This window comes from Mycobacterium sp. E2989, assembly GCF_001667595.1.
In the GTDB taxonomy this organism is placed as follows: Bacteria; Actinomycetota; Actinomycetes; order Mycobacteriales; family Mycobacteriaceae; genus Mycobacterium.
Genome location: NZ_LZJX01000023.1, coordinates 17,945 through 35,707 on the forward strand (window position 1 = coordinate 17,945; position 17,763 = coordinate 35,707).

17 protein-coding genes are annotated in these 17,763 nt (G+C 68.0%); 11 read left to right on the plus strand and 6 right to left on the minus strand.

Annotated features, from left to right (window positions below):
• Positions 1–72 precede the first annotated feature (72 nt).
• Positions 73–387, minus strand: coding sequence for a DUF4286 family protein (locus tag A5680_RS05685; RefSeq protein ID WP_067817320.1), 315 nt, complete (start codon positions 385–387; stop codon positions 73–75).
• 23 nt (positions 388–410) lie between these two features.
• Positions 411–746: a 2Fe-2S iron-sulfur cluster-binding protein gene (locus tag A5680_RS05690; RefSeq protein WP_067817323.1), complete on the minus strand. Its 336-nt coding sequence runs from the start codon at positions 744–746 to the stop codon at positions 411–413.
• 124 nt (positions 747–870) lie between these two features.
• Between A5680_RS05690 and A5680_RS05695 the strand changes: the two genes are divergently transcribed.
• The 4 genes from A5680_RS05695 to A5680_RS05710 all read left to right on the plus strand — a co-directional run bounded on the left by A5680_RS05695 (position 871) and on the right by A5680_RS05710 (position 5,111).
• Positions 871–2,274, plus strand: coding sequence for a class I adenylate-forming enzyme family protein (locus A5680_RS05695; protein ID WP_067817125.1), 1,404 nt, complete (start codon positions 871–873; stop codon positions 2,272–2,274).
• Positions 2,252–3,157, plus strand: a complete 906-nt coding sequence (locus A5680_RS05700; protein ID WP_067817127.1) for an acyl-CoA dehydrogenase family protein — start codon at positions 2,252–2,254, stop codon at positions 3,155–3,157. Before A5680_RS05695 ends, A5680_RS05700 begins: the two co-directional genes overlap by 23 nt.
• On the plus strand, positions 3,144–4,229 hold the full coding sequence (locus A5680_RS05705; RefSeq protein WP_067817130.1) for an acyl-CoA dehydrogenase family protein: 1,086 nt from the start codon (positions 3,144–3,146) through the stop codon (positions 4,227–4,229). The genes A5680_RS05700 and A5680_RS05705 overlap by 14 nt, the downstream gene beginning before the upstream one ends.
• Before the next feature lie 114 nt (positions 4,230–4,343).
• The gene (locus A5680_RS05710; protein WP_055401933.1) at positions 4,344–5,111 is read left to right on the plus strand and encodes an enoyl-CoA hydratase/isomerase family protein; all 768 of its coding nucleotides are present in this window, start codon (positions 4,344–4,346) and stop codon (positions 5,109–5,111) included.
• A 9-nt stretch (positions 5,112–5,120) separates the two neighbouring features.
• Here A5680_RS05710 and A5680_RS05715 read toward each other — a convergent pair whose 3' ends face one another.
• Positions 5,121–5,978 carry a proline iminopeptidase-family hydrolase gene (locus A5680_RS05715; protein WP_369827615.1) on the minus strand — a complete coding sequence of 286 codons (858 nt, stop codon included), beginning with the start codon at positions 5,976–5,978 and terminating at the stop codon, positions 5,121–5,123.
• Positions 5,979–6,222: 244 nt separating this feature from the next.
• Here A5680_RS05715 and meaB point away from each other — a divergent pair, with 244 nt between their 5' ends.
• Positions 6,223–7,101 (plus strand): methylmalonyl Co-A mutase-associated GTPase MeaB, encoded by an 879-nt coding sequence (meaB, locus tag A5680_RS05720; protein ID WP_067817133.1) that lies wholly within the window; start codon positions 6,223–6,225, stop codon positions 7,099–7,101.
• 159 nt (positions 7,102–7,260) lie between these two features.
• Positions 7,261–8,154: a thiamine pyrophosphate-dependent enzyme gene (locus A5680_RS05725; protein WP_067817328.1), complete on the plus strand. Its 894-nt coding sequence runs from the start codon at positions 7,261–7,263 to the stop codon at positions 8,152–8,154.
• On the opposite strand, the gene A5680_RS05730 is transcribed toward A5680_RS05725, so the two are convergent.
• A complete protein-coding gene (locus tag A5680_RS05730; protein ID WP_055401937.1) occupies positions 8,147–8,800 on the minus strand; it encodes a response regulator transcription factor in 654 nt (217 codons plus the stop codon). The genes A5680_RS05725 and A5680_RS05730 overlap by 8 nt on opposite strands.
• A 104-nt stretch (positions 8,801–8,904) precedes the next feature.
• On the opposite strand from A5680_RS05730, the gene A5680_RS05735 reads away from it, so the two are divergent.
• Positions 8,905–10,125, plus strand: coding sequence for a sensor histidine kinase (locus A5680_RS05735; protein WP_055401938.1), 1,221 nt, complete (start codon positions 8,905–8,907; stop codon positions 10,123–10,125).
• A gap of 19 nt (positions 10,126–10,144) precedes the next feature.
• Here the strand turns inward: A5680_RS05735 and A5680_RS05740 are convergent, their stop codons facing one another.
• Both A5680_RS05740 and A5680_RS05745 read right to left on the minus strand, forming a co-directional pair.
• Positions 10,145–11,761 (minus strand): FAD-dependent oxidoreductase, encoded by a 1,617-nt coding sequence (locus tag A5680_RS05740; RefSeq protein ID WP_067817136.1) that lies wholly within the window; start codon positions 11,759–11,761, stop codon positions 10,145–10,147.
• 14 nt (positions 11,762–11,775) lie between these two features.
• Positions 11,776–12,453 (minus strand): IclR family transcriptional regulator, encoded by a 678-nt coding sequence (locus A5680_RS05745; protein ID WP_067817138.1) that lies wholly within the window; start codon positions 12,451–12,453, stop codon positions 11,776–11,778.
• A 126-nt stretch (positions 12,454–12,579) separates the two neighbouring features.
• Between A5680_RS05745 and A5680_RS05750 the strand changes: the two genes are divergently transcribed.
• From A5680_RS05750 to A5680_RS05765, 4 genes are read left to right on the plus strand one after another with little or no spacing between them, the layout of a single operon-like run.
• The gene (locus A5680_RS05750) at positions 12,580–13,443 is read left to right on the plus strand and encodes an alpha/beta fold hydrolase (RefSeq protein ID WP_067817142.1); all 864 of its coding nucleotides are present in this window, start codon (positions 12,580–12,582) and stop codon (positions 13,441–13,443) included.
• On the plus strand, positions 13,443–15,161 hold the full coding sequence (locus tag A5680_RS05755; protein ID WP_067817145.1) for a bifunctional 3-(3-hydroxy-phenyl)propionate/3-hydroxycinnamic acid hydroxylase: 1,719 nt from the start codon (positions 13,443–13,445) through the stop codon (positions 15,159–15,161). The genes A5680_RS05750 and A5680_RS05755 overlap by 1 nt, the downstream gene beginning before the upstream one ends.
• On the plus strand, positions 15,109–16,026 hold the full coding sequence (locus tag A5680_RS05760; protein ID WP_067817148.1) for a 3-carboxyethylcatechol 2,3-dioxygenase: 918 nt from the start codon (positions 15,109–15,111) through the stop codon (positions 16,024–16,026). Before A5680_RS05755 ends, A5680_RS05760 begins: the two co-directional genes overlap by 53 nt.
• Positions 16,023–17,762, plus strand: a complete 1,740-nt coding sequence (locus A5680_RS05765) for an FAD-binding protein (protein ID WP_067817151.1) — start codon at positions 16,023–16,025, stop codon at positions 17,760–17,762. Before A5680_RS05760 ends, A5680_RS05765 begins: the two co-directional genes overlap by 4 nt.
• Position 17,763: the final 1 nt, after the last annotated feature.

The following is a 17,763-nucleotide window of genomic DNA, read 5'->3' on the forward strand; positions in this document are numbered from 1 at the left end:
GCTGGCCGCACACTCGGGCTCGACCGTGCGGCTGGCCGCACACTCGGCGTCATCGACACGTCGCCATCGGGGTCACCGGCTCCGCTCGCTGGTCGTCTCGAACAGTTTCGGGATGGGCGCGGGATCCAGCAGCAACGCGTCGGACATGTTCAGCTGTCCGGCGTTGGCGATCATGTTGTCAAAGATGGCCTGCAGATCGTCGCCTTCGAGTTCGTAGATGGCCACATAGGGGCCCTGCCCATCAACGGGGCGCAGCCGCCGCGCCGCGACGATTCCATCGAGCGCCAGCAGTTGGGGTATGTGGACGTCGTCGTACCAGGTGTTGTATTCCTGTTCGCGTTCGGGCGAACTAGGCCGACTTTCGACGTACATGATTCCCTTGGCCATCGCCGCCACCTCTCCTCGGGCCGCTACTCGTAGCGCACCGTGACCGACTCCGTATCCGGCACGCCCTGGCACGTCAAAATGTAGCCCTCGGCGACCTCGTCATCGTCCAGAGCGTCGTTAACCCGCATGGTCGCGTGGCCCTCCTCGAGCTTGGCCATGCACGTGCCGCAGTTACCGGCCTCGCAACTGAACGGCGGTTCCAGGCCGGCCCGCCGCGCGCTCTGCAAGAGCGTCTCGCCGGGGACCAGCGGCACCGAGACCTTTTTGCGGTCCATGTGGATGGTCACCGTGCCCGCGCCGGAGCCGTTTGACGGATTTGTCACCCGTGGGGTCTCCTCGATGCTTTGGGTGACTGTCACCTCGACCGCCCCCTCCCGTACTTGCATTCTTCACTATAGAGAATACTATTCTCACAGAGCGATAGGATCTTCTCAAGCTTGTGGGGATGTCAGGTCAGCCCGGCCTGTCAGGGAAGGACGGGACGTGACCGAGCCGGCTGCGGTCGTGTTCGAGGAGCGGCGTTTCAGCCTGGCCCAGCTCGACGCGCTGGCCGACGGCTGGGCCGCAACCCTGGCCAAGAACGGTGTCGCGGCAGGTCAGCGGGTCGCGGTGATGGCGTCCAACCGTCCGGAATTCGTCGCGGCCGTGCTGGCAATCTGGCGGCTGGCCGCCACGGCGGTGCTGCTGAGCCCGGCCTGGAAGCGCGACGAGGTGGACCACGCGCTCGCAATCACCGAACCGGCGCACGCCGTCGGAGACCATCCGGTGCTGGCCGGTGTCATGCCGATGCTGGACCTCGACGAGCCGGTCGCCGCCGGCGAGCCGACGAGCGCCGTACCGCCGCAAGCCTCCGACGCGGTGCTGGTGTTCAGTTCCGGCACCACCGGGTTGCCGAAGGCCGTCCGGCACACCCACGCGGCGCTCGACGAGGCCGTGCGGCACTGGCGGGAGGCGTTGCAGCTGACGCGGCGCGACCGCATCCAGATCGCCACGCCGCCGTCGCACATCCTCGGCCTGCTCAACATCCTCACGGCCCTGCGCAGCGGGGCCCGCGTGCGGCTACATTCCCGGTTCGACATCGAACGGATGCTGCATCACATCGAAAACGACGGCATCACAGTCGAAATGGCGGTCGCGCCCATTGCCCTGGCCATCGCCTCGCATCCCAGGCTCGAGTCCTACGACCTGTCCTCGCTGCGCTACATCATGTGGGGCGCCACCCCCGTGAGCGCCGACGTCGCGCGGACCGTGACGCGGCGCACCGGCGTGGGCTGGGTCCCGGCCTACGGGACCACCGAACTGCCTGTCATCGCGTGCAATCCGATCGAGGGCGCACGCCTGGATTCCGTTGGGCGGCCCGTGCCGGGCGTGGACGTGCGGGTGGTCTCGCTGGAGACGGGCGAGCCCGTCTGCCCGGGGGAGGTCGGGGAGATTCAGGCGCGGTCCGCGTCGCTGATGGCCGGTTACCTGCCGGCGGAAGCGACCGCCGAGGTGATCGACAACGGCTGGTACCGCACCGGCGACGTCGGCTGGATCGACACCGGCGGCTGGCTGCGGATCACCGACCGCCGCAAAGAGATGATCAAGGTGCGCGGCTTTCAGGTCGCGCCCGCCGAAATCGAGACGGTGTTGCACGGCCACCCGGCCGTCAAAGACTGCGCGGTGTTCGGTGTGCCCGACGGGCTCAACGGGGAAGCGGTGGTTGCGGCGGTCGCGACGTGCGCGCCCGTCGATGCCGGCGAACTCACCGCCCGGGTGGATCAGCGCCTGGCTTCCTATAAACACCTCAGCCGGGTGGTCTTCGTGCCCGACATTCCTCGCCTGCCCTCGGGCAAGGTACTGCGCCGAGTGCTGAAGGAGCGCTATGGATGTACGTCTGACAGCTGAACAACAGCAATTGCGCGACGCCGCCGCCAAGTTCGCCGACGACCTGGGGCCCTCGGCGGTCCAGGATCTCGACGACCGGGGCCGAATTGCGCGTCTGGACAAGCAGATTGCCGGGACGGGCTGGCGGTCGCTGCGCTCCGACGGGGCGTCGGGCGTCGAAGTGGCCATCGTCGCCGAGGAATTCGGGCGCCGACTGGTCGACACGCCATTTCTTGGTCCGGTGCTCGCCGACGACCTGGCCCGCCACGTCGGCGCCGACGGCGCGGGCGCGACAATCGCGGTCGACGGTCGCGCCATCGACGCGCGGGGCGCCCAGCGAGCCGTTTGCCTTTCCGATGGCAACGTGCTCGCCGCCGAGGTTCAGGACTTGATCGATGGTGTGGACCTGACCCGAAGCGACGCCACGATCGCGGGAACGGCGGCGGGGCTGGGCGAAGTGTCCGCCGACGTCGCGGCGCGATGGCGAGCGCTCGCGCTGGTCGCCACGACGGCGGACCTGGTGGGTGTCGCCCGGGGCGCGCACGCCGTCGCGGTCGACTACGCCAAGATCCGCGAGCAATACGGCAAGCAGATCGGGTCATATCAGGCCGTCGCCCATCTGCTGGCCGAAAGCCTTGCGCTGATTGAAGGTTCGATCAGCGTGTCCCGGCACGCCGCGTGGGCGGTCGACGAGCTGCCATCCGCCGACGCCGTCCGTGCCGCGCAGGTGGCCAAGGTCTACTGCGCGCGCGCCGCCCGCACCGTCTGCGAGACGGCCATTCAGGTGCACGGCGGGATCGGCAACACCTGGGACTGCCTGGTGCATGTCTACCTGCGCCGCGCCCTGATCTCGACGGAGCTGTGGCCCGTCGCGTTGAAGGAGATTGATCTTGGACTTTCGTGACTCACCAACCGAAGCCGCCTTCAGGGAGCGACTGCGGTCCTGGCTTGCCGTGCACGCGAAGGAATTTTCCGGGTCCGGCGACGAGTACTGGGCCCGTCAGGCCGAATGGCACCGGGCCCTGTACCGCGAGGGCTTCTTCGGGCTGTCGTTTCCCCGGGCGTACGGCGGGCAGGAGTTGCCTCCGGTCTACGACGTCATCGTGGACGAGGAACTCGCCCGGGCCGGCGCCCCGCCGCGCCCCAGTGTGGGCTATCTGATCTACGGGATCGGCCGGCACGCCAATGACGAAGTGCGCCAACGGTTCCTGCCGGGCATCATCGACGGAACGGAGCGCTGGTGCCAGGGCTTCAGCGAGCCCGGCGCCGGGTCGGACCTGGCTTCGCTGACCACGACCGCGCGCCTGGAGGGCGACACCTACGTGGTGAACGGGCACAAGATCTGGACCAGTTATTCCGATGTCGCGGACTGGTGCCTGCTGCTGGCCCGCACCGATCCCGACGCCAAGCGGCACCGCGGCCTGTCGGCCTTCGTGCTTCAGATGAAACAGCCTGGGGTGCAACAGCGCCCGCTGCGCATGATCAATGGCGTGACCAACGAATTCGGTCAGGTGTTCTTCGACGACGCGAAGATACCGGCCGATCGGATGGTCGGCGCCCCGGGTGATGGCTGGGCGGTCGCCATGACCGTCGTCGGCCACGAACGCGAACCCTCGACGCTCGGTTACGCCGCCCGCTACGGCAAGCTGGTGCGAAGCCTGTACGCCCGCAACGATGGACCGGTGTCCGAAGAGCTTGCGTGGGCCGCGGTCCAGTCGGAGATGCTGACCCATCATGTCCGGCGGAGGCTGTCCGAACAGCTGGACGGAGTTTCGCACGGGCCCGAAGGCTCGCTCGACAAGCTGCTGATGACTTGGGTCGAGCAATCGGTCGGGCACGCCGTCCTGGCGGTCACCGGGACCCGCGATCCGGACTTGCTCAGCGCCTACCTGTACAGCCGGGCGCAGAGCGTGATGGGCGGGACATCACAGATACAAAAGAACATCATCGCTTCACGGATCTTGGGATTGTCGTGAGCGCGAACGCGGGCGTAGCTCGGGTGAAGCGGGCCACGAATATAGACGGTGGAGTGATCGCGAGCGCGGGCGTAGCCCGGGTGAAGCGGGTCACGACTATAGAAGGAGTCTGACGTGTACGACATGCCTGCCGAAATCGACGTCCAAGCCGACGGTCCGCTGCGGATCATCACCTTGAACCGGCCGGACTCGCTCAATTCGGTCAACGACGACCTGCACGTCGGGCTCGCGCGCCTGTGGCAGCGATTGACCGATGACCCCAGTGCCCGCGCGGCGGTCATCACCGGGGCGGGCAGGGCGTTTTCGGCCGGCGGGGATTTCTCGTATCTCAAGGAGCTGTCGGCCGATGCGGACCTGCGGGCCAAGACCATTCGGGACGGCCGCGAGATCGTGCTTGGTATGGCGCGGTGCCGTATTCCGGTGGTGGCCGCGGTCAACGGCCCGGCGGTCGGGCTTGGCTGCAGCCTGGTGGCGCTGAGCGACATCGTCTACATCGCCGAAGAGGCCTACCTCGCCGATCCGCACGTGCAGGTGGGATTGGTTGCCGCCGACGGCGGCCCGCTGACCTGGCCGCTGCACATCAGCTTGCTGCTGGCCAAGGAGTTCGCGTTGACGGGCACCCGGATCAGCGCGCAGCGCGCCGTCGAACTCGGGCTGGCCAACCACGTCGCCGCCGACCCGCTCGCGGAGGCGATCGCGTGTGCCAAAAAGATTTTGGAGCTGCCCCAGCAGGCGGTCGAAAGCACCAAGCGGGTGCTCAACATTCACCTCGAGCGGGCGGTGCTGGCCAGCCTGGACTACGCCCTGTCGGCCGAGCACCAGTCGTTCACGACCGAAGACTTCCGGTCGATCGTCACCAAGCTGGCGGCCGGCAAGAACTGAGGGCACCGCTCAGTCGTGCAGCCGCAGAAAGTCGCGCATCACTCGGTCGAACTTGTCCGGCTCCTCGATGAAGGGCATGTGAGCGGTCGACTCGAACAGCTCATAGCGCGAGCCGGCGATGCGTTGGTGCATCTCCCACATGTGTTCGGGCACGCATTCGTCGAACCTGCCGGCAAGGATCAGGGTCGGCAGGGTGATTTCGGCTAACCGGTCGAAGACGTCCCAGTCGCGGACCGTCCCGACGATGCGAAAGTCGCTCGGCCCGAACATGGTCTCGAAGATGTCGGTGCCCATGTTGGCGAAAGCTTGCAAAAGCTCTGCGGGCCAGGGGCGTACGCGGCACAGGTAGGTCTCGTTCCAGGTGCGGATGGCGTCCTGGTATTCCGCCGCATGCGTGGTACCGGCGGCCTCATGCCGATCGATGGCGGACTGGGTTTCGGGATCGAGCTCGGTTTTCAGCCGGGCCACCATCTGCGAGAACTGCGGGATGGACGCGATGCTGTTCGAAATGGTGAGGCTGACGGCGCGCGACGGTACGTCGAGCGCGTACTGCTGCGCCATCATCCCGCCCCACGAGTTGCCGAAGAGGTGAAAGCCGTTGAGGCCAAGGCTCTTTACGACGGCGTCCAGTTCGGCAACCGACCGTTGCATGGTCCACAAGTCGCGGTTCGCGGGGCGCTCGGAGTTGCCGCATCCGAGCTGGTCCCAGAAGATGACTTCGCGCTCGTCGGCCAACCGCTCCAGCGAACGGAGGTAGGTGTGCGGCAACCCGGGCCCGCCGTGCACAACGAGCAGCGGAAGGCCCGGTCCGCCGCCGACGCGCTCGAACCACACGTTGCCGCCCGGAACCGCGATCATTCCGTCCATTGCCGACGAGCCTCCTGGTTGGCGAGCAGACGCAGAATCGCACCACGCGATGCTGGTATATGCGATTTTGCGACTGCTCGCGAGCCGACCTCTCCTTGCAACGCTGACTCTCAGAATGAGAGAATAGTGTTCTCATAAATCGCGGGGTCGTCGAACCCCCGCAACGCGCTCGCCGAACTGGAGAAGACCCGTGCCTGACGCCGTCATCGTGTCCGCCACCGTCACCGAGGTGCCAGCCCCCTAAATGGACATCGCCGAGTTGATCGAGGGCGCGCGCAAGGGATCTCCGCGCGCGGCGGGTCGGCTCCTTTCCCTGGTCGAGGGCGATCGCCGCGACGAGGTGCTCGCCGGTATCGAGCCGTCACCGGTGAACGTCATCGGCATCACCGGGCCGCCGGGCGCGGGCAAGTCCACGACGATCGCCGCGCTCGTCGGGGCCTACCGGGAGCGGGGGGATCGGGTGGCGGTATTGGCCGTGGACCCGTCGTCGCCGTTCAGCGGGGGTGCCCTGTTGGGCGACCGCATCCGAATGGCCGCGCACATCAACGACTCCGACGTGTTGATCCGGTCGGTGGCCACCCGCGGTCACCTCGGGGGCCTGGCCGCCGCGGTCCCCGCGGCCATCCGGCTGCTCGGGGCGATCGGTTACCACGTGGTCCTGCTGGAGACGGTGGGGGTGGGGCAGTCCGAGATCGAGATCGCCGCCGTCGCCGACCCGACCGTCGTCATCCTCAATCCCGGTGCCGGCGACGCGATCCAGGTCGCCAAGGCGGGCGTGCTGGAGGTCGCCGACATCGTCGTCGTCAACAAGGCGGACCGCGACGGCGCCGAACAGACCGTGCGGGATCTGCGCGCCGAGACCGATGTGCCGATCGTGACCCTCGTCGCCGCCCGCGGCGAGGGGATCGCGGAGCTGGTGGCCGCGATCGAAGACCACCACCGTGCCGACAGCCGCGCCCGCCGGCTGGCCCGCGCCCGGGCGCAGATCCTGTCGCTGGCCCAAACCCGGCTGCGGGGCAGGCCGGAGCTCGACCGGCTCGCCCAGACCGTCGTCGACGGTGACCAGGACCCGTACTCGGCGGCCGACCAGCTGCTCTCACCGACCGCCCGGGACCAGGACTGAGCGCTCGTCCTGTCCCCCGATCGGGGGAGCCCGGATTCACCCCGTTCGCGGACCGATCGGCGGAGTTGCGCCCGGGCAAATCTCCCTACCTTGATCTTGTGCCCAACGGCACGATCCGCGATGAGTGAGGAGACCCGGCACATGGCTCGCAACCCCGAAATGTCGGCCGCACACGTCGGCGAGCAGCTGGAGCTGTACCGCCGCATGTGGGTCCTGCGACTGCTCGACATGGCGCTCGAAGAGTCGCGCATCGACGGGTTGCTCAACGGACCCATGGTGGCCGCGTTCGGCCAGGAGGCCGTGGCCGTTGGAACCATCGCCGCCCTGCGGCCGGGCGACATCATGAGCACCTCGATCCGCCATTTCGAGCACGCCCAGCGGGTCGGCCATCTCCTTCCCCTGGGGCCCGCCATCGCCGAGATGATCACCCCCCGCCCGGCCGTGGCCGTCGGTCGGAAGGAAAGCCCGTTCGCGACCGAATGGAAGCAGATCTTCGCCGGCGCCGACCCGTTGCGGCAGTCGATCCTGTTCGCGCTCGGCGACGCCTATGCCCAGCAGGTGGCCGGCGAGGGCAAGGTCACGCTGTGCGTCATCGGGGATGACGCGGTGAACTCCGCCGAGTTCAAATCGGCCGCCGCCATAGCGTTGTCGTGGCGGCTCCCGGTGGTGTTCGTTGTCGAGAACATCCGCGAGGCATCCGGCGTGCGCCGGGGCCCACGCGAGCGCCACGGACTGCCGGTGCTGTCGGTGGACGGCAAAAACGTTGGGGCCGTGTATGACTCGGTCTCCCAAGCGGCGGATCGCGCGAGCGCCGGCGGTGGACCCAGCATGGTCGAGGCGGTCACCTACCGCACCAACCACCCCTCCGGCGTCGACCCCCTGGTTTTCGCCCGGCGCGAGCTGACCCGCGCCGGTGTGAGCGCCGGCCACCTCTACGAGGTGGAACGCCGCGCTCGCCACCTGGTGGCCGAGGCCGCGGCCTTCGCGAACGCGCTGCGGGCAGAGGGGGCGGCGGCCGTCAGCGAGCCGGACCACTGGTCGGCCGCTAGCTGAGCAGTCCTTGCCGCATCGCCTCGGCGACGGCGGCCGCGCGATCGCTGACGCCGAGCTTTTCGTAGAGGCGTTGCACGTGCGTCTTGACCGTCGACGGGGCGACGTACAGTTCGCCGGCGATCGCGGGGATGCTTTGACCACGCGCGATCCGGTTCAGCACCTCGCGTTCTCGCGCGCTGAGGACGGGTCCGGTCGGCTCGGCCCGGTGGCGGATCTCCGCGGTGAGGCCCCCGACCAGGGCGGGCGCCACCACGTCGCGGCCCTGCGCACAGTCGAGGACGGCCTTGACGATCTCGCTGCGGGTCGAGTCCTTCAGCACGAACCCGGCGGCGCCCTGCTGCAATGCCTGGTACACGATGGCGGGCTCGTCGTGTGCCGAAATCAGCAGCACCCGGGTCGGCAATTCCTGCTTGCGCACCGCCGCCGCCACCTGCCCGCCGTCCATGCGGGGCATCCGGAAATCGAGCAGCGCGACATCGGGCCGGTGCTGCTTGATCAATTCCAATGCCGCCGAGCCGTCCTCCGCCTCGGCGACCACATCCACCGAACCGCTCGCTGCTAGCGCACGCACCACGCCCTCACGAAAGAGCGGGTGATCGTCGCCCACAACCACCCGCACCATGTCGGGCGTCGCTGGGCCGGCCATGGCGATGAGTTTAGCCCGCAAAGCGTCGATCGAATTGGAGAAATGTCCGTTAGTGTCCGTGCGCTTTGCCGTGAGGTGAGCGCGTGGGTGAGTACTGTGTTCGCGTGGCGGTCGCCAGCGACGCGGAACTGGGCCGGGTGCGCAAGCTTCACCAGCTGCGCTCCTACCGACTCGCGTCGGTCCTGCGGGTGGGCGTGGTGGGTCTCATGGTGGCTGCCATGCTCAGCGGCACCCGCCGATCGGAGTGGGCTCAGCAAACTCAGCTGATCGTGGCGTACGCGGTTGTCGCGACGTGCGCGCTGGCGCTGGCCTTTCCGCGCAGCCGGCGATCGCTCGGCCGCGGCCGGCTGGCCCAGGTCGGCCGCCTGGAGCCGTTCGCGTTCACCGTCATCGACGTTGTCGTGCTGACGGTCTTTCAGATTTTGTCCACCAACGGACTCCATCCCTTGCTCATCATGACGGCGCTCCCGATCCTGATCGGCCTCGATGTCTCGTCGCGGCGGGCGACGGTGGTGCTGATCTTTTCGATGGTGGGTTTCGCGATCGCGGTCCTCGAGGACCCGGAGATGGTCGGCTCGATCGGCGTCACCGAGGCCACGTTTCGGTTCCTGCTGTACGGATTCCTGTGTGTCACAGCGTTTGTGGCCGTTCGGGTCGAGGAGCGGCACACCCGTTCGGTGGCCGGGCTCAGCACGCTGCGCGAGGAGCTGCTCGCTCAGACGATGACCGCGTCCGACGTCGAGCAACGGCGGATATCGGAATCCATTCACGACGGTCCGCTGCAGGACATCCTGGCGGTGCGCCAGGAACTCGTCGAGTTGGACGCGGCGCTACCCGGTGATGACCGCGTCGCGCGCGCGATGGCCGGTCTGCAGTTGGCCTCGGAGCGACTGCGGCAGGCAACTTTTGAGCTGCATCCGGCCGTCCTCGAGCAGGTCGGCTTGGCGGCCGCGGTCCAGCAACTGGCCACCGTGACCGCCCAACGATCCGGTATCGAGATTCAGACCGACATCGATTACCCGATTCGCAGCGAGATCGACCCGGTGGTCTTCGGCGCGGTGCGTGAGCTGCTGTCCAACGTGGTGCAACATTCGCGGGCCGACAGCGCCTCGATCATGCTCGGCATCACCGACGAGACCTGCGTCTTGCATGTGATCGACAACGGCGTGGGGTTCGACGACGAGACGATGGCGCGCCGCCTGGGCGAAGGCCACATCGGAGTCGCTTCCCACCGGGCCCGCATCGAGGCCGCCGGGGGAAGGTTCGTCTTCCTCGACGGCCCGGTGGGCACCCACGTCTGCATCGAGCTGCCGATCGCGAGATAGGCCGACGTCGCGCGTCCCGTTACTTCAGGTCGACGGACTTCCCGGTAGCGGCCGCGTGGCCGGCGCGGTAGCCGAAAACCATTGCCGGACCTAATGTCCCGCCCGCACCGCCATAGGCCCGTCCGGTGACGCCACCCATCGCATTGCCCGCGGCGAACAGCCCGGGTATCGGGTCGCCGTCGACGTGCAGCACGCGCCCGTCGCGATCGGTGCGGGGGCCGCCCTTGGTGCCCATCGCGCCGATGCACACCGGCACCGCATAGTAGGGGGCGGTGTCGATCGGGCCGAGGGTCTTGCCGGCGAGGGTGGTCGCGCTGCCGTCGCCCCAATAACCGTCGTAAGCACTGGAGCCGCGCCCGAAGTCGGGGTCGGCCCCGGCCGCCACGTGGCGGTTCCAGTCCTCGACGGTGCGGATCAAGCCGTCGGCGTCGATGCCCGCCTTGGCGGCCAACTCGGTGAGGTCGGCCGACTCGCAGAACCAGTCCGGAACGGGCTGTCCCGGTTCGACACCCAGGAATCCGTAGCGCTGCAAGTGAATTGCATCGAACACCATCCAGCCGCGGTCGTTGACGTAGCCACCGCGGGGATCGAGGTAGTGGAAGGCGCCGGCCATCGAGTTGTAATCGCATGCCTCGTTGACGAAGCGGCGCCCCGCCGAGTTGACGATTATGCTGCGTGGCCGCGTTCGTTCCAACCGCACGCTGCGGCTGCGTGGCCTGCCGTCGATGGTGTCACCGGGGATCTGCACGATCGGCACCCACCAGGCCTCGCCCATGTTCGCCAGATCGGCGCCGTGTGCCATTGCCATGCGCAGGCCGTCCCCGGTGTTGTTGGGCGGAGAGACCGCGCCGTGCATCGGGCCACGCAGAAAGGCCTGCGCCAGAGCGGGATCCCATTCGAAGCCGCCGGTGCCCAGGATGACGCCGTGCCGGGCGCGAACGTTGACGGTGCGTCCCGCAAGGCCGATCCGCACCCCGGTGATTTCCCCGCCCTCGCCGATCAGCTGTTCGGCGCGCGCGCCGGTGTGCGGGGTGACGCCGGCATCCAGCAGGCCTTTGAGGAGCCCCGCGATCAGCGCGGTGCCGGCGACGCAGAGGTGGCCGGTTCGTTCGTCGATCGCCGCGTGCAGACGCGCCCTGGTCTCGGCGTCGAAACCGACGTTGGACCAGTCGGCGGGAAACGACGTGATCCGCGTGGCCCATTCGCCCAACTGCGCGAGGTCGAAGGGAGCGGCAGTGAGCGATCGGCCTCCGGTCGGTTGCCCGCCCGGCAATTCGGGCTGATAGTCGGGGAAGCCGGTGGCGATCTCGAAGCGCAGGCCGCTGTGTGCCTCGACGAAGTCGAGCATGGCCGGACCGGTGTGCACGAACGTCTCGACCAGCTCGTCGTCCATCGAGCCGAGGGACTGCGCGCGCAGGTATCGCAGCGCATCGGCGGTCGTCAATTCCCCTTCGGGCGAACGATTATGGGCGGGAATCCACACCACGCCGCCCGACACCGCGGTGGTGCCGCCAACGCTTGGCGCCTTCTCGAAGACCTCCACCGACGCCCCGGACGCCACCGCGGTGAGGGCGGCGGTAAGCCCGGCGCCACCACTGCCGAGTACGACTACGTCGGCTTGCATGTCCCACGACATGGATCGGTATCCCTTCAGCTCAGCAGTTCGGACAACTGCCTCGCGGCTTTGACGACCGCATCTTTTCCGCGCAGCACCACGTCTTCCCGGTGCGAAATGAGGTTGATGCAGGTTGGCGGGGACGGGGCCGGGCGGCGCACCGCGACGGCGAGGCCGTAGGTGTTCGGCTCGATTTCGCCGTACGTGGTCACCCACCCGCATTCGCGTGCCCGGGTGACCAGGTCCCGTTCTCCCGGACGCGGGGGCATGCTCGCGAGCAAGGCGATTCCGGCGGCGCCGCGGTTCAGGGGGTATCGGCTGCCCTCGTGAAACGACAGTTGGTAGGCCACGTGGCTGGGCATGATGACCGCGATGGCCACCTGCTGGTCGCCCTCGGCGATGAGCAACGAAACCGTGGTGCCGAGCTCGTCGGCCAGCGCGCGCAGCGTCGGCAGGCTGAGCTGGCGCACGTTGCGGTCGAATGATGCGCCCAGGACGGCGAGTCCGGCGGCGGGCCGATAGCGGCCGTCCTCTCCCTTGGCCACCAGCCGGAACTCCGCCAGCGTCGTCAGCAGCCGGTAGGCGATCGTGCGATGAACCCCGACTTGGTCGGCGAGCTGCTGCACGGTCAGCCCGGCGGGGGACTCCGCGACCATTTGCAGCGCGGTCAGCCCCCGGGCCAGCGTCTGCGAACCCGTTCCCGAACCGGTCACAGCCTTGACAGACCCAGGCCCGAGAGCGAAGCTCTATATATAACGCACATCAGTGTGCGATATTAGCACACAAGATACGTCGAAAACGAGAACGAGATTTTCCCGACTTTGGGCCAGAGAGGCATCGTGGCGGAGTTCGAGAGCATCTGGAGCGATCTTCAGGGCGTCGCGTTTGAGCAGGGCTACCTCCACGCCGGCGGGGTGCGGACCCGCTACCTGCGGGCCGGCGACCCGGGCAAGCCGGTGCTGATGCTGCTGCACGGGTCCGGCGGCCACGCCGAGGCGTACGTCCGCAACCTCGCGGCGCACGCCGAGCACTTCTGGACCTGGTCCATCGACATGCTGGGCCACGGTTACACCGACAAGCCGGGCCACCCGCTGGAGGTCCGCCACTACGTCGAGCACCTGATGGCCGTCCTGCGCACCATCGGCGTCGATCGCGCCGGCATCAGCGGCGAATCGCTGGGCGGCTGGGTGGCGGCCCGAGCCGCGATCGACCATCCCGACGTGGTGGACCGGCTCGTCCTCAACACCGCCGGCGGCTCCCAAGCCGATCTCGTGGTGATGAAGCGGATCATCACCTTGTCGATGGCGGCCGCCGAGGACCCGACGTGGGAGACGGTGCAAGCGCGGATCAAGTGGTTGATGGCGGACAAGTCCAAGGACTACGACGACTTGGTCGCCAGCCGCCAGCGCGTCTATCGCCAACCGGGATTCGTCGATGCCATGCGCGACATCATGGCGTTGCAGGACCCCGAGATTCGGGCGCGCAACATCATCGGCCCGGACGAATACGGCGCGATCATCGCGCCGACGCTGGTGCTGTGGACCAGCGACGACCCCACCGCCGACGTCGCCGAAGGTCGCCGCATCGCGTCGATGATCCCGGGCGCGCGTTTCGAGGTGATGCCCGGCTGCGGGCACTGGCCGCAGTACGAGGATCCCAAGACCTTCAATCGTTTACACCTCGACTTCCTGCTGGGGCGGTGATGGTCGACGCGGAGCGTGAGCCGGCGGGGATCGAGACCGACGTTGTCGTGGTCGGGGCGGGACCGGTCGGCCTGACGTTGGCCAATATCCTTGGCCTGCGCGGCATCCGCACGGTCGTGGTCGAAGAACGCGACACGCTGATCGACTATCCACGCGGCGTGGGGCTCGACGACGAGGCGCTGCGGACGTTCCAGTCGGTGGGGCTGGCCGACCGGGTCGTCCCGCACACGGTGCCCAACCAGATCCTGCGTTTCGTCGACGCCAAGCGCCGCGTGCTCGCCGAAATGGCCCCGCCCGATGCGCGTTTCGGTTGGCCGAAGCGTAACGGGTTCGTCCAACCGCTTGTCGACGCCGAACTGCTGGCGGGCCTGGACCGGTTCGAGCACGTCGACGTGTGGTGGGGCCGTCCGATGACGGCATGCCGGGAAGACGCCGACGGCGTGACCGTCGAACTCGGCGGCGGACGCGACCACGAATCGTCCAGCCTACGAACGCGTTACGTGGTCGGCTGCGACGGCGGTCGCAGCATGACCCGCCGCATGATGGGCGTGTCGTTCGACGGGACGACATCCTCGACGCGCTGGCTGGTGGTCGACATCGCCAACGACCCGCTCGGCCACCCCAACAGCGAGGTCGGCGCCGACCCCGAACGTCCGTACGCCTCGATCTCGATCGCGCACGGAATCCGGCGGTTCGAGTTCATGATTCACGCCGACGAAACCGACGAGCAGGCCGAAGACCCGGCGTTCCTGAGCCAGATGCTGGCCCGGATGGTGCCGCACCCGGAGCGTGTCGACGTGATCCGGCGGCGCGTGTACACCCACCACTCGCGGATCGCCGGCGCGTTCCGCAAGGGCCGGCTGCTGCTGGCCGGGGACGCCGCGCACCTGATGCCGGTCTGGCAGGGCCAGGGCTACAACAGCGGAATCCGCGACGCGGCCAATCTCGGTTGGAAGCTCGCCGCGGTCGTGAGCGGCCGGGCCGACGAGAAGCTGCTGGACACCTACGACATCGAGCGGCGCAAGCACGCGCGGGCGATGATCGACCTCTCCACCATGGTGGGGCGAGTGATCTCGCCGACCAACCGCCGGGTGGCCGGCGCGCGCGACCTGCTGGTGCGGTCCGCGTCGATCGTGCCGTCGCTCAAGCGCTATGTGCTGGAGATGCGGTTCAAACCGATGCCCCGTTACGAGCAGGGCGCCGTCGTGCACAGCGCGCCCGGCCGGGCGGATTCACCGGTGGGTACCCTGTTCATCCAGCCACGGGTCGACACCCGCGAGCAGCGGGACGTGTTGCTGGACGACGTAATCGGCGACTGGTTCGCCGTGCTGTGCTGGAACAACAACCCGCGCAAGATACTCGGCGACGTCGCCTTCGCGAACTGGAAAGCGTTGGGCGCGAGGTTCATCGCGCTGCGACCCCTGATCCAGCTGCATTGGACCAGACACGACGATCCCGACGTCGTGATCGTCGGCGACCGTAGCGGCGCCGTCAAATCGTGGTTCGACACCCATCAGGAGTCGGTGTTGTTCCTGCGTCCCGATCGGTGCATCGCCGGTGCCTGCATCGCCCAGCTCGCCCCCGACCTGAGCGCCGCGCTCCTTGCCGCGCTCACCCTCATCCCGAGAGGGGGTGACACGCAAAGTGGCACTGGCTCTGTGCTGTATGTCGCACAGCCCGCTCCTGAATCTTCCGGGGCCGCCGCAGGACCTGCTTGACGACATCGAAGCCGCGATCGCCCACGCGCGACAGTTCGTCGCCGACTACGACCCCGAACTCGTCGTCATCTTCTCCCCGGACCACTACAACGGGTTCTTCCACAAGATGATGCCGCCCTTCTGTATCGGCACGAGCGCCAACGGGGTTGGGGATTACGGCACCCATGCCGGCCCGCTGGACGTTCCCGAGCAGCTCGCCACCGACTGCGCGGAAGCCGTGCTCGACGCCGGGGTCGACATTGCGGTTTCGGCCTGCATGGAGGTGGACCACGGCACCGTCCAGCCGCTCGAGAAGCTGTTCGGCGAGGCCACTTCCCGCCCGGTGATACCGATCTTCATCAACGCGATCGGTGTGCCGCTGGGGCCATTACGTCGTTGCCGTGCGCTCGGGACCGCGGTCGGCTCGTATCTGGCCACGCTGGACAAGCGGGTGTTGCTGCTGGGTTCCGGCGGCCTTTCACACAGCCCGCCGGTGCCCACCCTGGCCACCGCGCCGCCGCCGGTGCTCGAGCGCATCGTGCACGGCCGGCCGATGACGGCCGAGCAGCGGCAGGCCCGGCAGGCCGCCGTGATCGATGCGGCCAAGCGCTTCGCGGCCGGCGACAGCGAACTGCAGGTGTTGAACCCGGTGTGGGATCAGCGCTTTCTCGAGATCATCGACGGCGGGTGGCTGGACGAACTCGACCAGTGGTCGAACTCGTTCGTCGCCCACGAGGGCGGCAGCTCGGCCCAGGAAATCCGAACGTGGGTCGCGGCGTTCGCGGCGCTGGCCAGCGCCGGGCCCTACGACACCGTCGAGCGCTACTACAAACCGGCCGCCGATCTGATCGCCGGCTTCGCCATCAGAACGGCCGTGCCGAAATGACCAGCGCGGAGCACGGTTTCGACCACGTCGTCGACGTGCTCGTCGTCGGCTCGGGCGGCGGGGGGATGACGGCCGCCCTGACGGCCAACGCCGCCGGCCTGGACGCGCTGGTCGTGGAGAAGTCCTCGTTCTTCGGTGGTTCCACCGCGCTGTCCGGGGGCGGCATCTGGGTGCCGGGGGCGCCCGCGCAGCGCAGGGAGGGCTACGCGCCGTCACCCGAAGGTGTGGTCGAGTACTTGCGGCGGATCACCGACGGACTCGTCAGCGAGGCGCGGATACGGCAGTACGTCGAATCCGCGCCCAAGATGCTCGCCTTACTCGAACGGCTCTCCGGCTGGTGTGAATTCGTCTGGAAGCCCGGTTACGCGGACTACTATCCGGAACTTCCCGGCGGGTCCGAACTCGGCAGCACGATCAACGTGCCCCCCATCGACCTGCGCGAGCTGGGCCCCGATGAGCAGCGGCTCCTGCGACCCCTCGCGTTGGCGCCCAAGGGAATCTGGCTGGGACCCAAGGAACTTCGGACCTTCTACCGGATCCGGCAATCCTGGGCCGGCAAGGGCGTATTACTCAAGCTGATCGCGCGGATGGTCAGGGCGCGGGTGTTCGGCGAGCGGATGGCCGCCATCGGGCAGTCCCTGGCCGCCCGCCTCAGACTGACCATGACCGAACGTGGCATCCCGCTGTGGCTGGACTCGCCGATGACCGAGTTGCTCAGCGACGCCGACGGCGCGGTGACGGGTGCGGCGGTGGAACGAAATGGAATCCAGCAGCGGATCGGCGCGCGCTGCGGCGTCATCTTGGCTTCCGGCGGCTTCGACCATGACCTGGCCTGGCGCAAGGAGCTGCTGCCCGTGGTGGACCAGGACTGGAGTTTCGGTAACCCCGCCGCCATGGGAGACGGCATCCGCGCGGCCCAAAAGCTGGGCGCCGCAACCGACCTGCTCGACGAGGCGTGGTGGTTTCCCGCCATCCAATGGCCGGATGGCCGCATGCAATTCATGCTCAACGAACGCATGATGCCGGCACAGTTCATCGTCAACGGCGACGGCAAGCGCTTCATCAACGAGGCGGCGCCCTACATGGACTTCGGGCACGCCATGATCGATGGCCACAAGAGCGGGGTCACCCACATCCCATGCTGGCTGATCACCGACCAAAGGTCGTGGAATCGCTACGTCATCGGCGGGCACCTTCCCATCCCCAAGATCCCGGGTGCGCCGGTGCCCACCGGCCGTAAGGTCCCCCGGGCTTGGCTCGAATCCGGCGTCGTCAAGGCGGCGAGGACGTGGGCGGAGATGGCCGCCGCGATCGGCGTGCCGGCCGCGAATCTGGCCGAAACCGCCCGCCGCTTCAACGAACTCGCCCGCAGGGGTCACGACGACGATTTCCGCCGGGGGGACAGCGTCTACGACAACTACTACGGCGATCCGACCCTGCCCAACCCGAACCTGCGCCCGCTGGGCGACCCGCCCTACTACGCGTTCCGGATCGTCCTCGGCGACCTCGGCACCTCGGGCGGCCTGCGCACCGACGAATACGCGCGGGTGCTGACCGACGACGACAGCGTGCTGCCCGGACTGTACGCGGTGGGAAATACCTCCGCGCCGGTGATGGGACGCAGCTACGCCGGGGCGGGCGCCACCATCGGCCCAGCGATGACCTTCGGGTTTGTTGCGGCGAATCACATTGCCGCACATGCAGCCAACCGGACCCTTAATTCTCATAGGAGGTAGC